11 protein-coding genes and 1 tRNA gene are annotated in these 17,939 nt (G+C 41.6%); 10 read left to right on the forward strand and 2 right to left on the reverse strand.

What is annotated here, in order from left to right; all coding sequences use genetic code 11:
• The first annotated feature begins 102 nt into the window (after window positions 1-102).
• From ACFQ3Q_RS04935 to bglX, 6 genes are all read left to right on the forward strand, one after another.
• Window positions 103-3,069 carry a SusC/RagA family TonB-linked outer membrane protein gene (locus ACFQ3Q_RS04935; protein ID WP_380743518.1) on the forward strand — a complete coding sequence of 989 codons (2,967 nt, stop codon included), beginning with the start codon at window positions 103-105 and terminating at the stop codon, window positions 3,067-3,069.
• Between the two features lie 10 nt (window positions 3,070-3,079).
• Window positions 3,080-4,519, forward strand: coding sequence for a RagB/SusD family nutrient uptake outer membrane protein (locus ACFQ3Q_RS04940; RefSeq protein WP_380743519.1), 1,440 nt, complete (start codon window positions 3,080-3,082; stop codon window positions 4,517-4,519).
• A 74-nt stretch (window positions 4,520-4,593) separates the two neighbouring features.
• Window positions 4,594-5,979 carry a glucoamylase family protein gene (locus tag ACFQ3Q_RS04945; protein ID WP_380743521.1) on the forward strand — a complete coding sequence of 462 codons (1,386 nt, stop codon included), beginning with the start codon at window positions 4,594-4,596 and terminating at the stop codon, window positions 5,977-5,979.
• A complete protein-coding gene (locus ACFQ3Q_RS04950; protein WP_380743524.1) occupies window positions 5,969-6,790 on the forward strand; it encodes a carboxylesterase family protein in 822 nt (273 codons plus the stop codon). The genes ACFQ3Q_RS04945 and ACFQ3Q_RS04950 overlap by 11 nt, the downstream gene beginning before the upstream one ends.
• A gap of 89 nt (window positions 6,791-6,879) precedes the next feature.
• Window positions 6,880-8,685 carry a family 43 glycosylhydrolase gene (locus ACFQ3Q_RS04955; protein WP_380743526.1) on the forward strand — a complete coding sequence of 602 codons (1,806 nt, stop codon included), beginning with the start codon at window positions 6,880-6,882 and terminating at the stop codon, window positions 8,683-8,685.
• 37 nt (window positions 8,686-8,722) lie between these two features.
• Entirely contained in the window at window positions 8,723-10,996 is a 2,274-nt protein-coding gene (gene bglX / locus ACFQ3Q_RS04960; RefSeq protein WP_380743528.1) for a beta-glucosidase BglX, read from the forward strand.
• 112 nt (window positions 10,997-11,108) lie between these two features.
• Here bglX and ACFQ3Q_RS04965 read toward each other — a convergent pair whose 3' ends face one another.
• Together ACFQ3Q_RS04965 and ACFQ3Q_RS04970 are read right to left on the reverse strand one after the other, a co-directional pair.
• Window positions 11,109-12,305: a PHP domain-containing protein gene (locus ACFQ3Q_RS04965; protein WP_380743530.1), complete on the reverse strand. Its 1,197-nt coding sequence runs from the start codon at window positions 12,303-12,305 to the stop codon at window positions 11,109-11,111.
• On the reverse strand, window positions 12,302-13,210 hold the full coding sequence (locus ACFQ3Q_RS04970; protein WP_380743532.1) for an alpha/beta hydrolase: 909 nt from the start codon (window positions 13,208-13,210) through the stop codon (window positions 12,302-12,304). Before ACFQ3Q_RS04970 ends, ACFQ3Q_RS04965 begins: the two co-directional genes overlap by 4 nt.
• Window positions 13,211-13,316: 106 nt before the next feature.
• Between ACFQ3Q_RS04970 and ACFQ3Q_RS04975 the strand changes: the two genes are divergently transcribed.
• The 4 genes from ACFQ3Q_RS04975 (at window position 13,317) to ACFQ3Q_RS04990 (ending at window position 17,935) form a co-directional block, all read left to right on the forward strand.
• A complete protein-coding gene (locus ACFQ3Q_RS04975) occupies window positions 13,317-13,769 on the forward strand; it encodes a GatB/YqeY domain-containing protein (protein ID WP_380743534.1) in 453 nt (150 codons plus the stop codon).
• A gap of 21 nt (window positions 13,770-13,790) precedes the next feature.
• Window positions 13,791-13,864 (forward strand) — tRNA-Arg (locus ACFQ3Q_RS04980).
• 431 nt (window positions 13,865-14,295) lie between these two features.
• Window positions 14,296-14,718 (forward strand): HYC_CC_PP family protein, encoded by a 423-nt coding sequence (locus ACFQ3Q_RS04985; RefSeq protein ID WP_380743536.1) that lies wholly within the window; start codon window positions 14,296-14,298, stop codon window positions 14,716-14,718.
• Between the two features lie 136 nt (window positions 14,719-14,854).
• Window positions 14,855-17,935 carry a SusC/RagA family TonB-linked outer membrane protein gene (locus tag ACFQ3Q_RS04990; protein ID WP_380743538.1) on the forward strand — a complete coding sequence of 1,027 codons (3,081 nt, stop codon included), beginning with the start codon at window positions 14,855-14,857 and terminating at the stop codon, window positions 17,933-17,935.
• Window positions 17,936-17,939 lie beyond the last annotated feature (4 nt).

Genomic DNA, 17,939 nt, shown 5'->3' on the forward strand with positions numbered 1-17,939 from the left:
TAGTTAAATTTTTGTTGAAGTAGCAGATGTGTACTATATCGATTGCGTAAAAAAGGAGATGCTGCGTATCTTTCTTCTAAAATTCAGTAAATATTCAACCGTATGAAAGTAAAATTATTTTGCATTGTGGCGATTCTCTTCACGAGTCTGAGTTTCGCACAAGGAACAAAAACAATTAGTGGTACCGTGGTTGACCCCAACAATGTTCCTCTTCCAGGAGCGGAGGTGAAAATTGTTGGTAAGGAGATCTATGATGTCACTGATTTTGATGGAAACTTTACTCTCGAAAATGTAGAAACCGGAGACGTGTTTCGTATTACTTTTCTTGGGTTTAAGGCTAAAGAAGTTACAATAACAGAAAGTAACGATTATCCTGTCACTTTAGAAGAATCTGCTTCAGAACTCGAACAGGTTGTTGTTGTGGGGTATGGTACCCAGAGAAAACAGGACTTAACTGGTTCTATTAGCCGTATTGATGCTGAGGCCATTACCCAGCAACCGGCTACAACAGCTACTCAGTCCATACAGGGTAAAGCTGCTGGTGTTCAGATTACGCCTTCCGGAGCACCGGGATCTTCGCCCGATGTGTTTATCAGAGGACTTGGTACTGCCTTTGGAGGACAAGACCCATTATATGTTGTAGATGGGATACTTACAGATAATATAGATAATATCAACCCTAATGATATTACTAATATCGATATCCTTAAAGATGCCTCCTCATTGGCTATTTATGGTAACCGTGGTGCAAACGGGGTAATTATTGTTTCTACCAAGAAGGGTAAAGCCGGAGCGCTTACTATAGATATTGACGGATATTATGGTTTTAAAAGTGAATTGGAAAAGGTTGATATGGCCGATTCAAGATCTTTTGCCATTTACTCTAATGAGGCTTTGGGGAATCCGGACAGGTTTGACTCAAACCAGGAATATAATACAGACTGGTTTGATGAGATTACCAGAACCGGTAGCGTGAGAAATATCAATATGGCCTTAAGTGCCGGAGGGGAAGATGTAAGAACCTTTTTTAGTGCCGGTTTTTATGAAGAAGAAGGTATTCTTAAGGATAACGACTTTAATCGTCTTACTTTAAGAAGTAATACCGATTTCGATATCAGCGATAAGATCACCTTTAGCCAACAGGTAAGTGCAGCACTTTCTAATGAGTCTCCTAAAGGATTCGGTGTGTTCAATACAGCTTATAAGCAAGCACCAATTGTGCCTGTACGTTATTTAACCGGACCATATGCTGGCCAATACGGGGTGTCTGCCGATGAAGTAGGTTCTTACAACAACGTGGGGAACCCGGTTAGAGATTTGAATTATGATAATCAGAAGGAAAAGAACCTGAGATTACAGGGAACTTTTACTTTCGATTATGAAATTGCAGACTGGATCAGTTTTACTTCAAGGTTCGGTATAGAAACAGAATATTTCAGAAGAAGAAGATTCACCAATAATCTTGAGCTATTCCTTACTGGAGATCCTACCAGAACTAGAGATCAATACAGTTCAGAAGCTCCAAAGACCTCATTGGTGGTGAGAAAAGAAGATAGCTATAAATGGGTATATGATAATTTCGTGACTTTAAATCAGACTTTAAACGAACTTCATAATTTCAAACTTACCCTGGGTACAACTGTTGAAGAGCGTGGGGGAGACTTTTTAGAGGGAACCAGAAGAAACGTGCCTGTAGGCAGCGATTACTGGAGTCTTAATAATGGTGATGCAGAACCTCAGGAAGTTGAGAACCTTAAGGATAATACGGTAAGACTTAGGTCTTACTTTGCCCGTATGAACTATGATTATGACGGGAAATATCTTTTCACAGGAACTTACCGTAGAGATGGTTCAAGTCAGTTCCAGGAAGGTAAGAAGTATGGTGATTTCTTCTCTTTCGGTCTTGGTTGGGTAATCTCGGAAGAGGCCTTTCTTCAGGATTCAGACGTGATCAGTTTCCTTAAGCTTCGCGGAAGCTACGGGGAGTTAGGTAACCAGAATGTGCCATTGAACATCCTTACTTTCAGCACTGACCTTAACTATCCTTTTGGACCAGGACAGTCAATTAATGAAGGAGGTACTATAAATGAACTTATTGACCCGGAACTTAGCTGGGAAACAACCGAAGAATATGATATAGGTCTTGAATTCGGATTCCTTGATAATAAACTTTCAGGGGAGATCGATTATTATAATCGTCTGAACAGAGATGCAATCCTGCCTGTTGAACTTCCGGATGCTTTTGGATTCAGCGGAACCACTTTGACTCCCGCCGGACAGGTTAGAAACGAAGGTCTTGAAATTTCTCTTAACTGGAGCGATGATATTGGAGAAGACTTTAGCTACCAGGTAGGAGGTAACATTACCTTTAACCGAAATGAGCTGGAGAAAGTTACTAACCCATTCTTCGCTGAAAACCTGGGAGGTAGTATCGGTAATGGTCAGATCACTAAAAAAGTAGTTGAAGGAGAACCACTTGGAAGTTTCTGGCTGCTGGATGTGACAGGAGTTGACGAGAACGGTGAGTTTATTTACGACGATGTGAATGACGATGGTAATATAGATGATGATGATAAGAAGTTCTTCGGGTCTTATGCTCCTAAGAATTTCTACGGAATCAATCTTTCTGCGAAATACCTTAACTGGGACTTTAATCTTGATGCTTATGGAAACTATGGGAACGTAGTGTACAATGGTAAAAAAGCTCAGCGATTCGGAGGAGAGAATATCGAGCAAGCAGTATTTGATAATCGCTGGACAGCTCAGAATCCATCTAATACAGAGCCCGCTCCAAGTAACGATGTGCCGTTATCCTCAAGTTATTTCCTTGAATCTGGAGACTTCTTCAGAATTAATAATATAACTGTAGGATATACCATTCCTTTCGCGGAAGACTCTTTTATTAAGGATGCAAGAATTTATGCTACCGCTCAAAATCCATTTATCAGTCAGGACTTTTCAGGGTTTACTCCGGAGCTTCCGGGTAATCCGTTAGAACTGGCGGGAGTAGAGCTTAATGCATATCCTGCAGTACAATCTTATCTCATCGGACTTAACATAGGTTTATAAACAAAGAATTATGAAAAGAATAACAAGCAAAATAGCAATAGTAATTGCACTAAGTATAGGGTTTGTTTCCTGTGAGAAGGACTTTCTTGAAGTAACACCTTCAGAGGAAACACCAGATGTGGCACTATCCGATCCGGATGTGGCTCCGGAACTTGTAAACTCCATTTACAATATATTCCTGGGCTTCAATATGAGTTCGTTCCCGTGGTACGGGGCAACTGAAATCACCTCAGATAATGCGAATAAGGGAAGTGATCCCGGAGATACAGGAACATACCAGAAAAATCACGCTGAATATACGTACACTGAAACCGAAGCTTCCTTTCGTAATCTGTGGGAGAACCACTATCAGGGGATAGCAAGAGCCAATCAGGCGATCATCCTTCTTCCTGATGTGAATGTAGATGCTGAGCTTCAGAGCAGACTTATTGGGGAAGCCAGATTCCTTAGAGGTTTGATGTATTTCAGACTTGTACAGATGTTCGGAGGTGTTCCAATTATCGATTTCATCCCGGATCCTAATGATGAGGAAGATATCAACAGGGCTTACCAAAGAGCTACTAAAGAAGAAGTGTATGGTTTCATTGAAGCTGATCTTGAGGCTGCCATGGAGAGCCTGCCTCTTAAGAGTGAGTACAGTTCAGCCAACCTTGGTCGTGCAACTAAAGGTGCTGCACAGGCACTTCTTGCAAAAGTTAACCTTTACCAGAAAGACTGGCAGCCAGCTTATGAGTTAAGCCAGGCAGTTATCGCTTCTGGTGAATACGATTTAGAGTCTAATTATGAGGATATCTGGAAAGTAAGTCACGAAAATGGAGTGGAATCTATTTTCGAGATCCAGGGTAGAGGAGAAACTCCTTCTCTTGGAGTGAATAACTACTCTACCAGTCAGGGTGCCCGTGGCCAGGGAGGCTGGGGCTGGGGCTTCAACTCCCCGTCTGAAGACCTTGTGAATGCTTATGAAGAAGGTGATACCCGTATGGACGCAACGATCATCTTTAGAGGGGAAACCCTTTATGATGGCCGCGAGGTGCCGGAAACAGTATCGAATCCTCGTTACAATCAGAAAGCCTATGTGGATATTAACCTTCAGTCCGACGACAAAAACGTTCAGCTTATAAGATATGCAGAGGTGTTGCTGATCAATGCCGAAGCGGCATTCCAACTTGGAATGACTGAAGAGGCACGTGAAGTGGTAAATGAGGTTCGCGAAAGAGCAGAACTTGACCCACTTGAAACAGTGACTCTAATGGATATCTATAAAGAGCGCCGCCTTGAACTGGCTATGGAAGGAGACAGGACCTTCGACCTGCGCCGCCAGGGAAGAGCTGCTGAAGTGATGCAGGCTTTCGGTGTTCCTTTTGAAGAAGGTAAACACGAACTATTCCCGATTCCTCAGGAACAGATCGCCCAGAGTGGTGGGCTGCTTGAGCAGAATCCTGGATGGTAATAACAATATGAATTAGCTGAATATGCTGCACCCTCAACGGTGCAGCATATTTTTTCAAATTTCAAATTTTCAGAATGAATTTAGCCTATAAATACTTTTATCTAATTTTCTTTATATCAGTTCTCGTTTCCTGTAATGATGCTCCAAGGGAAACTCCTAATAAGAGCAGTGAAAATAAGCCAGAGGAAGTTTCTCAGCTTTCTGATGAAGAATTACTGGATAAAGTACAAAAGCAAACCCTTAAATATTTTTGGGATTATGCCGAGCCGAATTCAGGAATGGCCCGGGAACGCTTTCACCCTGACGGGAATTATCCTAAAAATGATGCTCATGTAGTAACCACAGGAGGTACAGGTTTTGGTCTTATGGCTATGGTGAGTGGAATGGAAAGAAATTTTATTCCACGTGATGAGGCGGTGGCCCGTTTGGAGAAGATCGCTGATTTTCTCGGAAATGCCACAAGATATCACGGAGCCTGGTCGCATTGGATAAATGGCGAGACCGGTGAAACTCAGGCCTTTGGAAGAAAGGATAATGGAGGAGATATTGTGGAAACTTCTTTTCTAGCCCAGGGCTTTTTGGTGGTAAGAGAATACCTTAAGAACGGCTCTGAGAAAGAAAAGGCAGTTGCGAAGAAATATGATGATTTGTGGAACGGAATTGAGTGGAACTGGTATACCAATAATAAAGATGGGATCTACTGGCACTGGTCTCCGGATTACCAGTGGGAAATGGACTTTATGATCGAAGGTTATAATGAATGCCTTATTACTTACGTGATGGCAGCCTCTTCCCCGGAACATTCCATAGATCCTTCCGTGTACCACGAAGGATGGGCGCGCGGTGGAAATATCACCACCGATGAAAGGGCATATGGTATGCCTCTTATTCTAAAGCATAATACAAGCGGGAGTAAAGGAGGTCCGTTATTCTGGGCTCATTATTCTTATTTAGGCCTTAACCCGAAAGGACTTCAGGATAAATATGCCAATTACTGGGATCTAAATGTGCATCACTCCAAAATAAACTATGAGTATTGTCAGGAGAACCCTAATAACTTTGAAACTTATGGCCCGAAATCCTGGGGGCTTACAGCCAGTTATACCAGAAATGAAGACGGAGGAATTGGCTATGCTGCGCATTCGCCAGACTCAGATAAAGGAGTTGTATCGCCAACAGCGGCGGTAAGTTCGCTGCCCTATACTCCTGAAAAGTCGATGAGAGCGATTAGGTATTGGTATGAGGAATTAAATCCTCTTTTGTGGGGCCCTGCCGGCTTCTATGACGCTTATAGTCTTGAAGGGCAAAACTGGGCGGCCAGAAGATACCTTGCCATAGACCAGGGGCCGCAAGTTGTTATGATAGAGAATCACAGGTCTGGTTTGATCTGGGATCTTTTTATGGGAGCTCCTGAAGTGCAACAGGGACTGGATAAATTAGGTTTTACATATGAAAAATAGAGTATTATATATTATTACGATTTTCATTCTCATTCTGCTGATGCTTCCCTTTGCGGTGAACGCTCAGGATAAGGGGAGCTATGAAAGAAAGGAATTTGTAAAAGAGGGAGATACCCTTAAATACAGAATTCTTTATCCTCAGGATTTCTCAGAAGACAAGGAATACCCGGTGCTGCTTTTCCTGCACGGAGCAGGAGAGCGCGGCAGTGATAACGAAAGTCAGTTAACTCACGGGGGAGAGCTTTTTCTAAAGGCTGAAAATCGTGAAAAATATCCGGCTATCGTGGTATTTCCTCAGGCTCCAAAAGACGATTATTGGGCTAAAGTTGAAGTGAACAGGGACACCATTCCTTTTCAGTTTGATTTTATGAATGAGAAACCGGCCACAAGATCGCTTGATCTCGTAATGAAGCTTATGGACAGCCTTACCGAAAAAGACTTTGTGAATAAGGACAGGGTATATGTTGGAGGTCTTTCTATGGGAGGAATGGGAACTTATGAGATACTATATAAGAAACCCGCAATGTTTGCAGCTGCCTTTGCAATTTGTGGAGGAGCTAATCCCGAGATTGCTGCCGACTATCCAAAAGGTTTCAATATCTGGATTTTTCACGGTGAGAAAGATGATATAGTGCCGCCAAGAAAATCAAAGGCTATGGCGAGAGCCATCAACCATTATGGAGGGAATGCAAAGCTGTCTCTATACCCCGACGATAATCATAACAGCTGGGATTCAGCATTGGCTGAGCCTTATCTGCTACCGTGGTTATTTTCCCTAAATAAAGAAGATCTAAAAACAAAAACCGAATAAGAATTTTTTAATACTTCCTTGTTGAAAATTATGGGGAAAAGGTCATAGCCTCTCGAGGGATGACTATTAAAAACAGACCTGAGAAATAAATGAAGAGTTTGAATTACATACTCATAACAGCAGCCTTTTTAATTGGTGGAATGCTTCATTCACAGGAGGCAGTGCCGGAAACCTATATTAATCCGCTGGATATCGACTATTCTTATATGGTATATAATTCCAGTAATAATATTTCCTACAGGTCCGGCGCCGATCCTGCGGTAATCGAATATCGGGGTGAATACTTTATGTTCGTCACGCGTTCTTTTGGATACTGGCATTCAAAAGATCTGATTAACTGGGAATTTATTAAGCCGGAACAATGGTTCTTTGAAGGTTCCAATGCGCCAACTGCATTCAATTATAAGGATTCTTTGGTCTATTTTGCCGGAGATCCTGCGGGCTATGGAAGTATACTTTATACCGATGATCCGAAAAGCGGTAAATGGACACCAACGGCTTCTATTACCAGTAACATTCAGGACTCTGAATTGTTCATTGACGATGATGGGAAAACCTATTTGTATTGGGGCTCGTCGAATGTACATCCTCTTAAAGTGAAAATGCTGAATAAGGATGATCGTTTCCTGGAAACAGGAGTTCAAAAAGAACTTATTAACCTGAAAGAGGAAGAACACGGCTGGGAGCGTTTTGGCGAGAATAATTACCATCCAACCTTAAAAGAAGGATATATGGAAGGTGCCTCGATGACCAAACATGATGGTAAATACTATCTGCAATACGCGGCACCCGGCACCCAGTTCAATGTATATGCAGATGCTTCTTACATTGGAGAAACGCCGCTAGGCCCTTTCAAATACATGAAGAATAATCCGATGAGTTTCAAGCCGGGCGGATTCACCAATGGTGCCGGCCACGGGGTGACAGTTAAGCAAACCAACGGGCAGTACTGGCATTTTGCTACTATGGCTCTGGCTTCCAACTCCCACTGGGAGCGCCGATTGTGCATGTTTCCCACTTATTTTGATGAGGAAGGATTGATGTATACAGACACAAGCTATGGAGATTATCCGTTATTCAGCCCTGATCATCCTACCAAACCAGGACAGCATACCGGCTGGATGTTGCTTTCCTATAATGGAAAAACAACGGTTTCCTCTTCAAAGAAGCAGATCAGGAAAAGTACTTCTACTGATGGAGAATTTGATATCACTAAAATGCCGCTCCGTAAAACCAATGAGGGAGAGATCATTTCCGAAGTGTTGACAGACGAAAGTCCCAAATCATTCTGGGTTGCTGAAGCCAATGATGATAAACAGTGGGTGGAGATCGAAATGCTTGCTCCGGGAGATGTTTATGCCTTTCAGGTGAATTTTCACGATGAGGAATCGGGAATCTATACCAGGACAGAAGGTCTTAAACACCGATTCACAATAGAGGTTTCTGAAGATGGTGAAAACTGGAAAAGGGTTGTGGACAGGAGCGAAAGTTTTGAGGATGCCCCAAATGCCTACATCACACTTAACAAACCCGTACAGGCAAAATATATGCGCTATAACAATGTGGAAGTTCCGGGAAAGAACTTTGCATTATCCGAGATCAGGGTGTTTGGAAAAGGCCTCGGAAAAAAGCCTGCAAAGGTGAAAGGTTTTACGGTATCACGACATGAAGACAGAAGGGATGCCTCTTTCCAATGGGAACCTGTGAAAGGGGCCCAGGGTTATAACATTCGTTGGGGTATCGCACCCGATAAGTTATACCAGTCGTGGCTTATCTATGACAAAAATGAACATTTAATGCGCAACCTGGACCGTGATACAAAGTATTACTTCAGTATAGAGGCATTTAATGAAAATGGAATCTCAGAAAGAACCGAGGTTCAGGAAGTGAAATAAAGATAAAACAATAACCAATTTTTAAAGTTTAACTAAGATGAGAAATTTTAAACTGTCAGTTGCCCTCCTGTTGTTTCTAGGACTTTCAGGTCTTCAGGCACAGGAAAGGATCCCGGAAGTGGAGGAGCTGCTTGAGAAGATGACCCTGGAGGAGAAGATAGGGCAATTGAACCTGCTCACCCCAGGCGGAGGTGTAGCTACCGGAGCGGTAGTGAGCGAAGATGTTGAAACTAAAATTAAGGCCGGAAATGTAGGAGGGGTGTTCGGAGTATCGAGTCCTGAAAAAGTGAGACAGGCGCAGGAAATAGCTGTAAAAAATTCCCGTTTGGGAATTCCACTTTTAATTGGTTCAGATATCATACACGGTTATAAAACCACTTATCCTATTCCGCTCGGTCTATCTTCCAGCTGGGATCTGGAACTGATAAAAGAAGGAGCTCAGATGGCTGCGAAGGAAGCAACTGCCGACGGGATCAACTGGAACTTTTCACCTATGGTGGATATTGCAAGAGATCCCAGATGGGGACGTATTGCAGAAGGAGCAGGGGAAGACCCTTACCTGGGTTCTCAGATAGCCAAGGCAATGGTAGAAGGTTACCAGGGAGAAGATCTTACCCAGCCTAGCACAATGATGGCAACTGTAAAGCATATGGCGTTATATGGAGCACCTGAAGCCGGTAGGGATTATAACACCGTTGATATGAGCCGTCTTAAGATGTTCAATGAATACCTGCCACCATACAAGGCAGCTGTAGATGCTGGTGTTGGAAGTGTGATGACCTCATTTAATGATATTGACGGGATTCCGGCTTCCGGGAACAAATGGTTGTTAACTGACCTGCTTCGCGAGAGATGGGGCTTTGGTGGATTTGTGGTTTCCGACTATACCTCTGTTAACGAAATGATCGCTCACGGTATGGGTGATCTACAGGATGTTTCGGCAATGGCTATTAATGCAGGGCTGGATATGGATATGGTTGGAGAAGGCTTTCTAACTACCCTGAAAAAATCTGTAGAAGAAGGAAAGGTCTCTGAAGAGCAGATCACTAAAGCTGCCAGAAGAATCCTTGAAGCAAAGCATAAATTAGGTTTGCTGAATGATCCTTATCTGTATTCAGATGAAAGCAGACCGGAAAAGGATATACTTACCGATGAGAACAGAAGTCTGGCCAGGAAAGCTGCGACAAGATCTTTTGTCTTGCTTAAGAAACACGAAAATACTCTTCCGCTAGCCAAAGATGCTAATATTGCATTGATTGGTCCATTAGCCAATAACAAGAATAATATGCTTGGAACCTGGGCTCCGACCGGAAACACGGAATTATCCATCCCCGTATTGGAAGGCCTTGAAAATGTAGCTCCGGATGCTGAGGTTACTTATGCTAAAGGCGCTAATATTGCTGATGACAGTACATTCGCAAAAAAGGTGAACGTATTCGGGAAACGAATCGAAATTGATGAAAGAACTCCGGAAGCTATGCTGAAGGAAGCTGTTGAGGTAGCCAATAATTCTGATGTGGTTGTTGCTGTAGTTGGTGAAGCCTCAGAAATGAGTGGGGAAGCTGCCAGCCGAACCGATATTACTATTCCTGACAGCCAGAAGAAACTCATCAATAAACTTGTAGCAACAGGTAAGCCGGTAGTTCTGGTATTGATGAGTGGCAGGCCACTTGATATTTCAGAGGAGATGGCTCTTCCGGTTAGCATACTTCAGGCGTGGCATCCAGGTGTGGAAGCCGGGAATGCTGTGGCCGACGTTTTATTCGGAGATTATAATCCGTCAGGAAAACTGACCAATAGCTGGCCAAGAAGTGTCGGGCAGGTGCCAATCCATTACAGAATGAAGACTACGGGAAGACCAGGGCCAGAATCCGGGGAGTTTCAGAAGTTCAAAACCAACTATCTGGATTCTCCAAACTCACCATTATTGCCATTCGGGTTCGGACTTAGTTATACTACTTTTGAATACAGCGATATAAAAGCGAGTGCCGATAGTCTGAATGCAGATGGTTCTATCCAATTGAGTGCAAGGGTTACAAACACCGGCAATTATGACGGGGAGGAGATCGTACAATTGTATACTCACGACCTTGTACGAAGCGTGACGCCTCCAGGAAAGGAGCTGAAAGGCTTTCAGAAAATATTTCTTAAGAAAGGTGAGTCTAAAACGGTAAGCTTTACGATCACTCCCGAAGACCTGAAATTCTATAATTCTCAAATAGAATATGTCTTTGAACCCGGAGAGTTTGAATTCTTTATTGCAGGTAGTTCAGACGGGAGGTTTGAAAATAGTTTTGAGTTAAAGGAATAGTTTTTATTAATGCAAACCGGCTACCGAATTCCCTACGTTCGGTGGCCTTCCTTTACTCTGTTATAAAAAGAGCGCCGATTTCTATATTTGGCGCTCTTTTTTATTACTAAGATTAATTATCAGGAATAAATGGCTGTAGCCAGGCTACCTCCACATCTCCTTTTTTATAAGGATTTTTTTTCGGTTTATCTGAAATGATCTTCGCTCTAAGAAACAGAAGATCATCAGGGATTTCAAATCTAATATCGGCTCCTTCTAAATTGGCAATGATCTCCGGCTTGAAACTATTTTTATAAACCCCTATAATCTGGGTGGTATAGGAAACCCCTTCCTCAGCTTTTATCTGAAATTTGATCTTGTCTCTTTTCATTTTAAGGGCTTCAAGTTCGACTCCCGTAGAGGCGTAAAAATCACCTGATTCCAGGTTATTGATAATTGCCGTTCGCGAAAGCGTATCAGCCCTAACTGTAACCCAGCCTCTCCCTGCATTGCTGTACTTTTGCCCGAATTTGTGATAGTTGTGACTGTCGTCTGTAGCGATTCCAAAAAGCAGTGGTTTGTTGTTATTCGCGTAAGCAATGTTCACACGATCCCACATTTCTTCGGTGCTGTTGTGGACGCTATCACCATAATTATTTACGTGGGGATGACCATTAAAAACCTCAAAAAAGCGTTCGCCATTCAGCTTAATAATATCCTCGGCCGTTATGGCATAAGTGAAGTTAGGATGATTAAGATGTTGTAATACCGGCCGGCCAATAGAATCTTCCTGACTTTTTATGGCGTCCAGATTATTCTGGATCAGCTCTGCAATGCTGTTTCCGTTTTGAGGTTCTACAAGATGCTTTATATTGATTGCCCCCATGTGCACAGCCTTACCTTCAAGATACGAAGTGACTTCTTCCGCCTTAAATATCATAAAGCTTCCTTTTTTCTCAAAAAGATCACTAAATTCCTGGTAGGTCTTCAGTTTTACGTGGATCCCTTCATTATCCTCTTTATAATGTACCCAGTCTTCCCCGTATTTGTTTAGGTAGTTCTGAAAAGCTTTTTGGTATGAGGAGTCTTTTGGAATGGTTTTCCATTTCTCACCTTCAGGTAAAATATTGTGATCGGAAATTGCGACGAACTGGTAATCATTTTTCCTGTACCAGTCCAAAACCATTTCGGGGAATTCATCTCCATCACTCCAATAGGTGTGGGTGTGCAGGTTCCCTTTGTACCAGTTGCTTTCCTGTGCAAAGGCGGGTGGAGTGAGCAAAAAAAGAAACTGAATCAGGATAAGGCAAGGGGCGAATTTTAATTTCATTGACTAATGTTTATCTGTAAATGATTTTTCTGAAGAATTGCTTTCTTGAAAAAACTGAATACCTCCGGTAAGTGATGGAATGGAATTCCAGAGATCTCGTGCCTGGCTCCTTCAAAGGTATATAGCATATAGGAGCTGTTAAATTCCTCTAATTTGTCTGCTATTGTTTTCGAGCCGTCCAGGATGATAAATCCGGGCTCTGAAGGATCACAATAATGATGGGGTGCCGTGGCATAGGGAACAAGATTATCATCGGTTCCGTGAAAAAGTACGGCCGGAATGGCATTTTCCTTAATAATGTAGCGGGCATCAACAATGGCTCCTGCCAGAGAGAAGACCCCGTCTATTCCCAGATCTTCATATTGGTTGTTTTCAGGAAGCAGTAATTGCCTGTTATATACAGCATCCAGTACAGCTTCGGCTCCGGCGCTACTGCCGCCAACAATTATTTGTGTCGGGTCAATATTATATTTATCGCTTATACGCTTCATATACTTCACGGCATCAAGAAAGTCTTCGGCAGCTTTACGGAAGGTTTCAATTTTTCCTTCTGCAGGGAATTCGCAACCGAAAGCTGTCTTTTTATCCTTTCTTTCCAGTCGGTAAGAGATCTGCACGGCAACATAACCTTTACTTGCAGCAATTTTTGCGAATTTGACTTCAGCTTCATTCTTTGGGCTGCCGCCGGCAAATCCACCACCGTGCATAAAAAGGATCATTGGCCTTAGCGATGCGGTATCTTTTTCCGGCAGATATATATCTGCTATCAGGTCTTTGCCGTCTTTGGTGGCATAGGTTTCGGTTACCACCTCTTTTACCGGGAACAGGCTGTCAATATACCTTTCCTGTGCAGTTAAACTTAAAACTGGAACAAGAAAAGTTGCTAAAAGCAGTAGGGATTTCATAATTAACTATTTAAAAATGGGATGCCCAAGTTACTTATTTTTGCAGGGAGAATTAAGTGGTAAAATCAATTTTAATATTTTATCTTCGCACAAGAATTAAAAAACAATGAGTTTACAGGAAAAAGTAATGGCAGAAATGAAAGCTGCCATGAGAGCTAAAGACAGTGCAAAACTTGAGGCATTACGAGCCGTAAAAGGAGCCATCTTATTGGCTAATACCGAAAGTTCGTCTAAAGACGGTTTAACCGAAGAGGAGGAGTTAAAGCTGTTACAAAAACTTGTGAAGCAGCGTAAAGAAAGCGCTGAGATCTATAAAGAGCAGGGGAGAGAAGATCTTGCGGAACCTGAGATGAGACAGGCTGAGGTGATAGAAAGTTTTCTTCCTGAACAAATGAGTGAAGCTGAAATTGAGGCAAAAGTGGACGAGATCATTGCTCAAACCGGAGCCAGCGGAATGCAGGACATGGGGAAAGTAATGGGGATTGCTTCAAAAGAGCTTACCGGTAAGGCTGACGGAAGAACAATTTCCAGTATAGTAAAGCAGAAATTAAGCAATTAATAATAGCCTTCTAAGGATAATGGCCGCGTAGTTCAACTGGATAGAATATCAGATTTCGGCTCTGAGGGTTGAGGGTTCGAATCCTTCCGCGGTCACAGGACTAATCCGTAGTGCAAGCTACGGATTTTTTTATTCCATTTTTTTGATAACCGCTTTCACCTAGATATCTGATTGTAGTCCCTGAACTAGTGAATTTAGTTTTTGAACTTATCATTTGATCTGAATTTTTTGCTTTATGTAGGAATTATTTGTCATTTGAGTGGCTGCTTGAGCGAAAAAATAATAGGTAGGGTTTTTAATTTTAAGGTCTGTTCCGCGTATTCTGAAAATAGCTTTCTTAATCCGGTTAAGGATATGGTTATAAATCCAACAAAAAAATTAAAATTCTTCATTCTAGTTGTTGAAAATTGATAAAAATTTCCTTTTTCCGTAAAAATACATCCTTTTGTGTTGTAAAACAGTCATTTAGGTGATAAAACTTTAAAATTTTGCTGATGTTGTTAGCAAATGTTTATATTTGAAGCCAATGACGAAAGTATCCCTACATACGATTTCGGTTATAATGGCATTTATTGTGCTGTTTTCAACCCTGTCCTTTACAGTGGATAAACACTTTTGTGGGACAAGTTTAGTTGGTCATTCAGTTTTTTCATCTGCAAAAAAGTGCAAATCAGAGATGATTTCCTGTGGTGTGAAGGGAAGCTTTCATATGGCTATGGGAAAAGACTCCTGTTGCTCAAATAAAAAGGAAAATATTCAAGGTCAGGATGAGTTGAAAACTTCTTCGTTTTCTTTTGTTCTTGTTAAGCCTAATTATTTAATTCCGTTATCATTTATCTTACCGGGACTTATTGGAGAATTACCTCTGAAGGTAATACCCAGTTCATATTATAAACCTCCCTTACTGGTCGCCGACATACAGGTTATAGATCAGGTTTTCTTGATCTGATTTTCAGGTACTACCAAGAGCAAGTTAGTTGCTATACACTAATTGGAAGTGCACTTTTACTTCCTCAAGGCAGATATTGGCCGTAGGTCAAAACATATTTGCCCTAGAAATATTATTATCTAAAAATCAAATATTTATGAAAAATAAATTGCAAGCAATTTTTACACTATTTCTGGTGTTAATTGTGCAGTTAACCATTGCACAGGAAAAAACGATTTCGGGTACTGTTACAGATGAGAACGGAATGCCAATGCCTGGTGTTAACGTAATTATTAAGGATACCAGAACAGGAACCCAAACCGATTTTGACGGATTATATTCTATAAAAGCCAATGTAGGCGATGTACTTAACTTTAGCTACATAGGGAAGAAAGTTGTAAACCGAACTGTTGGTGCTGAAGATGTTATTGACGTCAAAATGAAGAAGAGTGCAGAATCTCTTGATGAAGTGATGGTTGTTGCTTACGGCTCCTCTGATAAAAGGAGTTTTACAGGGGCAGCGGAAACTGTAAACACCGAAGCGCTTACCCGTAGCTCTACGGCAAGTTTCGAAACTGCACTTCAAGGGAAGGTTTCCGGTATTAACGTTTCTACCTCAGGACAACCCGGAGGAGAATCCAATGTTCAAATAAGAGGTATTGGTTCTATAAGCGGTAATACTCAACCTTTGTATGTATTGGATGGTGTTGTGATTAACACCAATTCTAATTTGAGAGCCGGGGATTTTATGACGGGAAGCACGGGATATAACCCATTATCAACAATCAATTCAGAAGATATAGAAAGCATAACTGTTTTAAAGGATGCTGCCGCTTCTTCTCTTTACGGGTCCAGAGCAGCAAATGGAGTTATTATAATTACTACTAAAGATGGAAAAAAAGGAGAGACTGAAATCACCTTAGGTGTTGAAACGGGGTGGAGCCAGAATCTCACAGAAGAAAAATTAATCAATAATGAGCAGTTCAAGGATCTTTGGATTGAGGGGCAAGTAAACCAATATATTCAAAATAACGAAAACGCCGAGTTTACCAGAGTTTATGGTGATAATGCACTTTACAGCGATTATGAAAATCAGGCAATAAGTGACTATGAAGGGATCTATGGCACCACTAATGCTAACTCTGATTGGCTTGATGCTATTTATCAAAACGGATTAACTCAAAAATATAATCTATCTGCAAGAGGAGGTAGTGAAAAGACTTCATTCTATGTTTCTGGAAATTACCTTGAACAAAAGGGGACGATCATAGAAACAGGCCTGAAACGTTACTCAGGAAGAATTAATCTTGAAAATCAGGCTAAGGACTGGCTAAAACTTGGAATTAATCTTTCTGTGGCAAAAACCGAAAGGGATGCAGCCAATTTTGACGGATCTTATGCAGGCGGATTGAACCCGTTGTATATGGCTAGGGTGCTGCCTCCTGCCGCACCAATTTATGATCCTGAAGGTTATGGAGGTTTTGCTAATCTGCCGAACGATATTGAGAAAAATGCTAACCCGATTGGAGTTCTGAAAGTTGGAGAGTATGAAAATACTGAATTCAGGGTTAGAGGAGATGCGTATGCTGAATTTCAAATCCTGGACCCTCTTAGTTTTAAGACGACCTTTGGTGTAGATCAACAGGCAATTGACGAGACTTTATATGATAATAAAGAATTCGGTGCAGGTGGAGGAATTTGGAATGGTGTATTGAATCGCGTTAAAAGTGAGGTCTTCCAGTATACCACTACCAATATTTTAAACTATGATGACCATTTTGGAAAGCACGGAGTTAAAGTTCTGTTAGGACATGAATCTCAGGTTTCAAAAATGAATTCGATTAATGTTTATGGGTATGATGTACTAGATAGTGAATTGCTTTCTGCAAGTAGTATTGGTGCGCTGTGGACTCATACTGGATACGCAGAGAACTATTCCCTACTCTCGTATTTCTCACAAGTATCTTATAATTTCGATCAGAAATATTACTTATCATCAAGTTTTAGGCGAGATGGTTCGTCCAGGTTTGGAAAGGCTTCCCGTTGGGGAACTTTTTGGTCCCTGTCTGGAGCCTGGGTAGCTACCGAAGAAGATTTCCTAGATATAGACGGTTTAGATTATCTGAAGTTTAGAGGGAGCTTTGGGACAAATGGAAACTTACCACCGCAATATTACGCCTCTTTAGCATTTTTTGAAACCGATGGTAAAGGTTATGGCGGAGAATCAGGGTTGTCTTACGGACAACTTCAAAACCCTGACCTGTCCTGGGAGTTAAGTAAAAACTTCAATGCTGGTGTAGATATTAACCTATACAGTAAACTGGACCTGGCAGTTAACTATTTCCATAAGAAAACTGAAGACTTATTGCTGAATGTTCCGGTGTCACCTACTACTGGTTTTATGACGCAATTGCAGAATTATGGTGAAATGATCAATAAAGGATGGGAGTTTGAAGTTGGTTATAATCCTGTTTCAACTGAAGAGTTTTCCTGGAGAACCAGCGCAAACCTGACCATTCTTGACAATGAGATTACCAAGCTAAAGAACGATATAGTTCCTACTTATAGTTCAAGATATGGGCAGGACCCGCTAATCATAAAACAAGGCGAAAGTATTTATTCCTTTTACTTAAGGGATTATGCAGGTGTAGATCCATCAAGCGGATATGCCCAATATCACGTTTTAGAGAATGGAGAGAGAACGGGAGAACTCACTACCGATGCTCAGCAAGCCGGATTTGGAATTTTTGGAGATGCTTTACAGGATTTCCAGGGAGGTCTTTTCAATCAGTTTAACTATAAAGACTTCACATTCGATTTCCAATTCACTTTCGGGTTAGGAGGAAAAGTGTATGACCGTACTGCATTTAAACGTGATGATGATGGCTTCGCTCCGCAATACACCAATACTGTTGCTCAATTGGATCCCTGGAACCCGAATAATACAGATGCCACGGTGCCAATTAGGATAAATGGTAACCCAACATTCTCTAATGACGTTTCAACAAGGCATTTATATGACTCAGATTATTTAAAGCTAAAAAACGTCAAATTAAGCTACAATCTTCCGGAACTGTGGAATACTGTTAAAGGAGGATCTCTATATGTTCAGGGGAACAATTTATTCCTGCTTACTGAACTAGACGGATATGATCCGGAAGCTGTTGTTGATGGAGTGAATTTCTTCCAGGTACCAACAGCGAGGACTATTCTTTTAGGACTTCAATTACAATTTTAGAACT

Source organism: Salegentibacter chungangensis (assembly GCF_042678405.1).
GTDB lineage: Bacteria > Bacteroidota > Bacteroidia > Flavobacteriales > Flavobacteriaceae > Salegentibacter_A > Salegentibacter_A chungangensis.

Bases quoted from the DNA above. Each gene is read 5' to 3' on its own strand.
- ACFQ3Q_RS04940 (WP_380743519.1), top strand. From the start codon at position 3,080: ATGAAAAGAATAACAAGCAAAATAGCAATAGTAATTGCACTAAGTATA.
- ACFQ3Q_RS04975 (WP_380743534.1), top strand. From the start codon at position 13,317: ATGAGTTTACAGGAAAAAGTAATGGCAGAAATGAAAGCTGCCATGAGA.
- ACFQ3Q_RS04955 (WP_380743526.1), top strand. From the start codon at position 6,880: ATGAAGAGTTTGAATTACATACTCATAACAGCAGCCTTTTTAATTGGT.
- ACFQ3Q_RS04950 (WP_380743524.1), top strand. From the start codon at position 5,969: ATGAAAAATAGAGTATTATATATTATTACGATTTTCATTCTCATTCTG.
- ACFQ3Q_RS04970 (WP_380743532.1), bottom strand. From the start codon at position 13,210: ATGAAATCCCTACTGCTTTTAGCAACTTTTCTTGTTCCAGTTTTAAGT.
- ACFQ3Q_RS04985 (WP_380743536.1), top strand. From the start codon at position 14,296: ATGACGAAAGTATCCCTACATACGATTTCGGTTATAATGGCATTTATT.
- bglX (WP_380743528.1), top strand. From the start codon at position 8,723: ATGAGAAATTTTAAACTGTCAGTTGCCCTCCTGTTGTTTCTAGGACTT.
- ACFQ3Q_RS04935 (WP_380743518.1), top strand. From the start codon at position 103: ATGAAAGTAAAATTATTTTGCATTGTGGCGATTCTCTTCACGAGTCTG.
- ACFQ3Q_RS04945 (WP_380743521.1), top strand. From the start codon at position 4,594: ATGAATTTAGCCTATAAATACTTTTATCTAATTTTCTTTATATCAGTT.
- ACFQ3Q_RS04965 (WP_380743530.1), bottom strand. From the start codon at position 12,305: ATGAAATTAAAATTCGCCCCTTGCCTTATCCTGATTCAGTTTCTTTTT.
- ACFQ3Q_RS04990 (WP_380743538.1), top strand. From the start codon at position 14,855: ATGAAAAATAAATTGCAAGCAATTTTTACACTATTTCTGGTGTTAATT.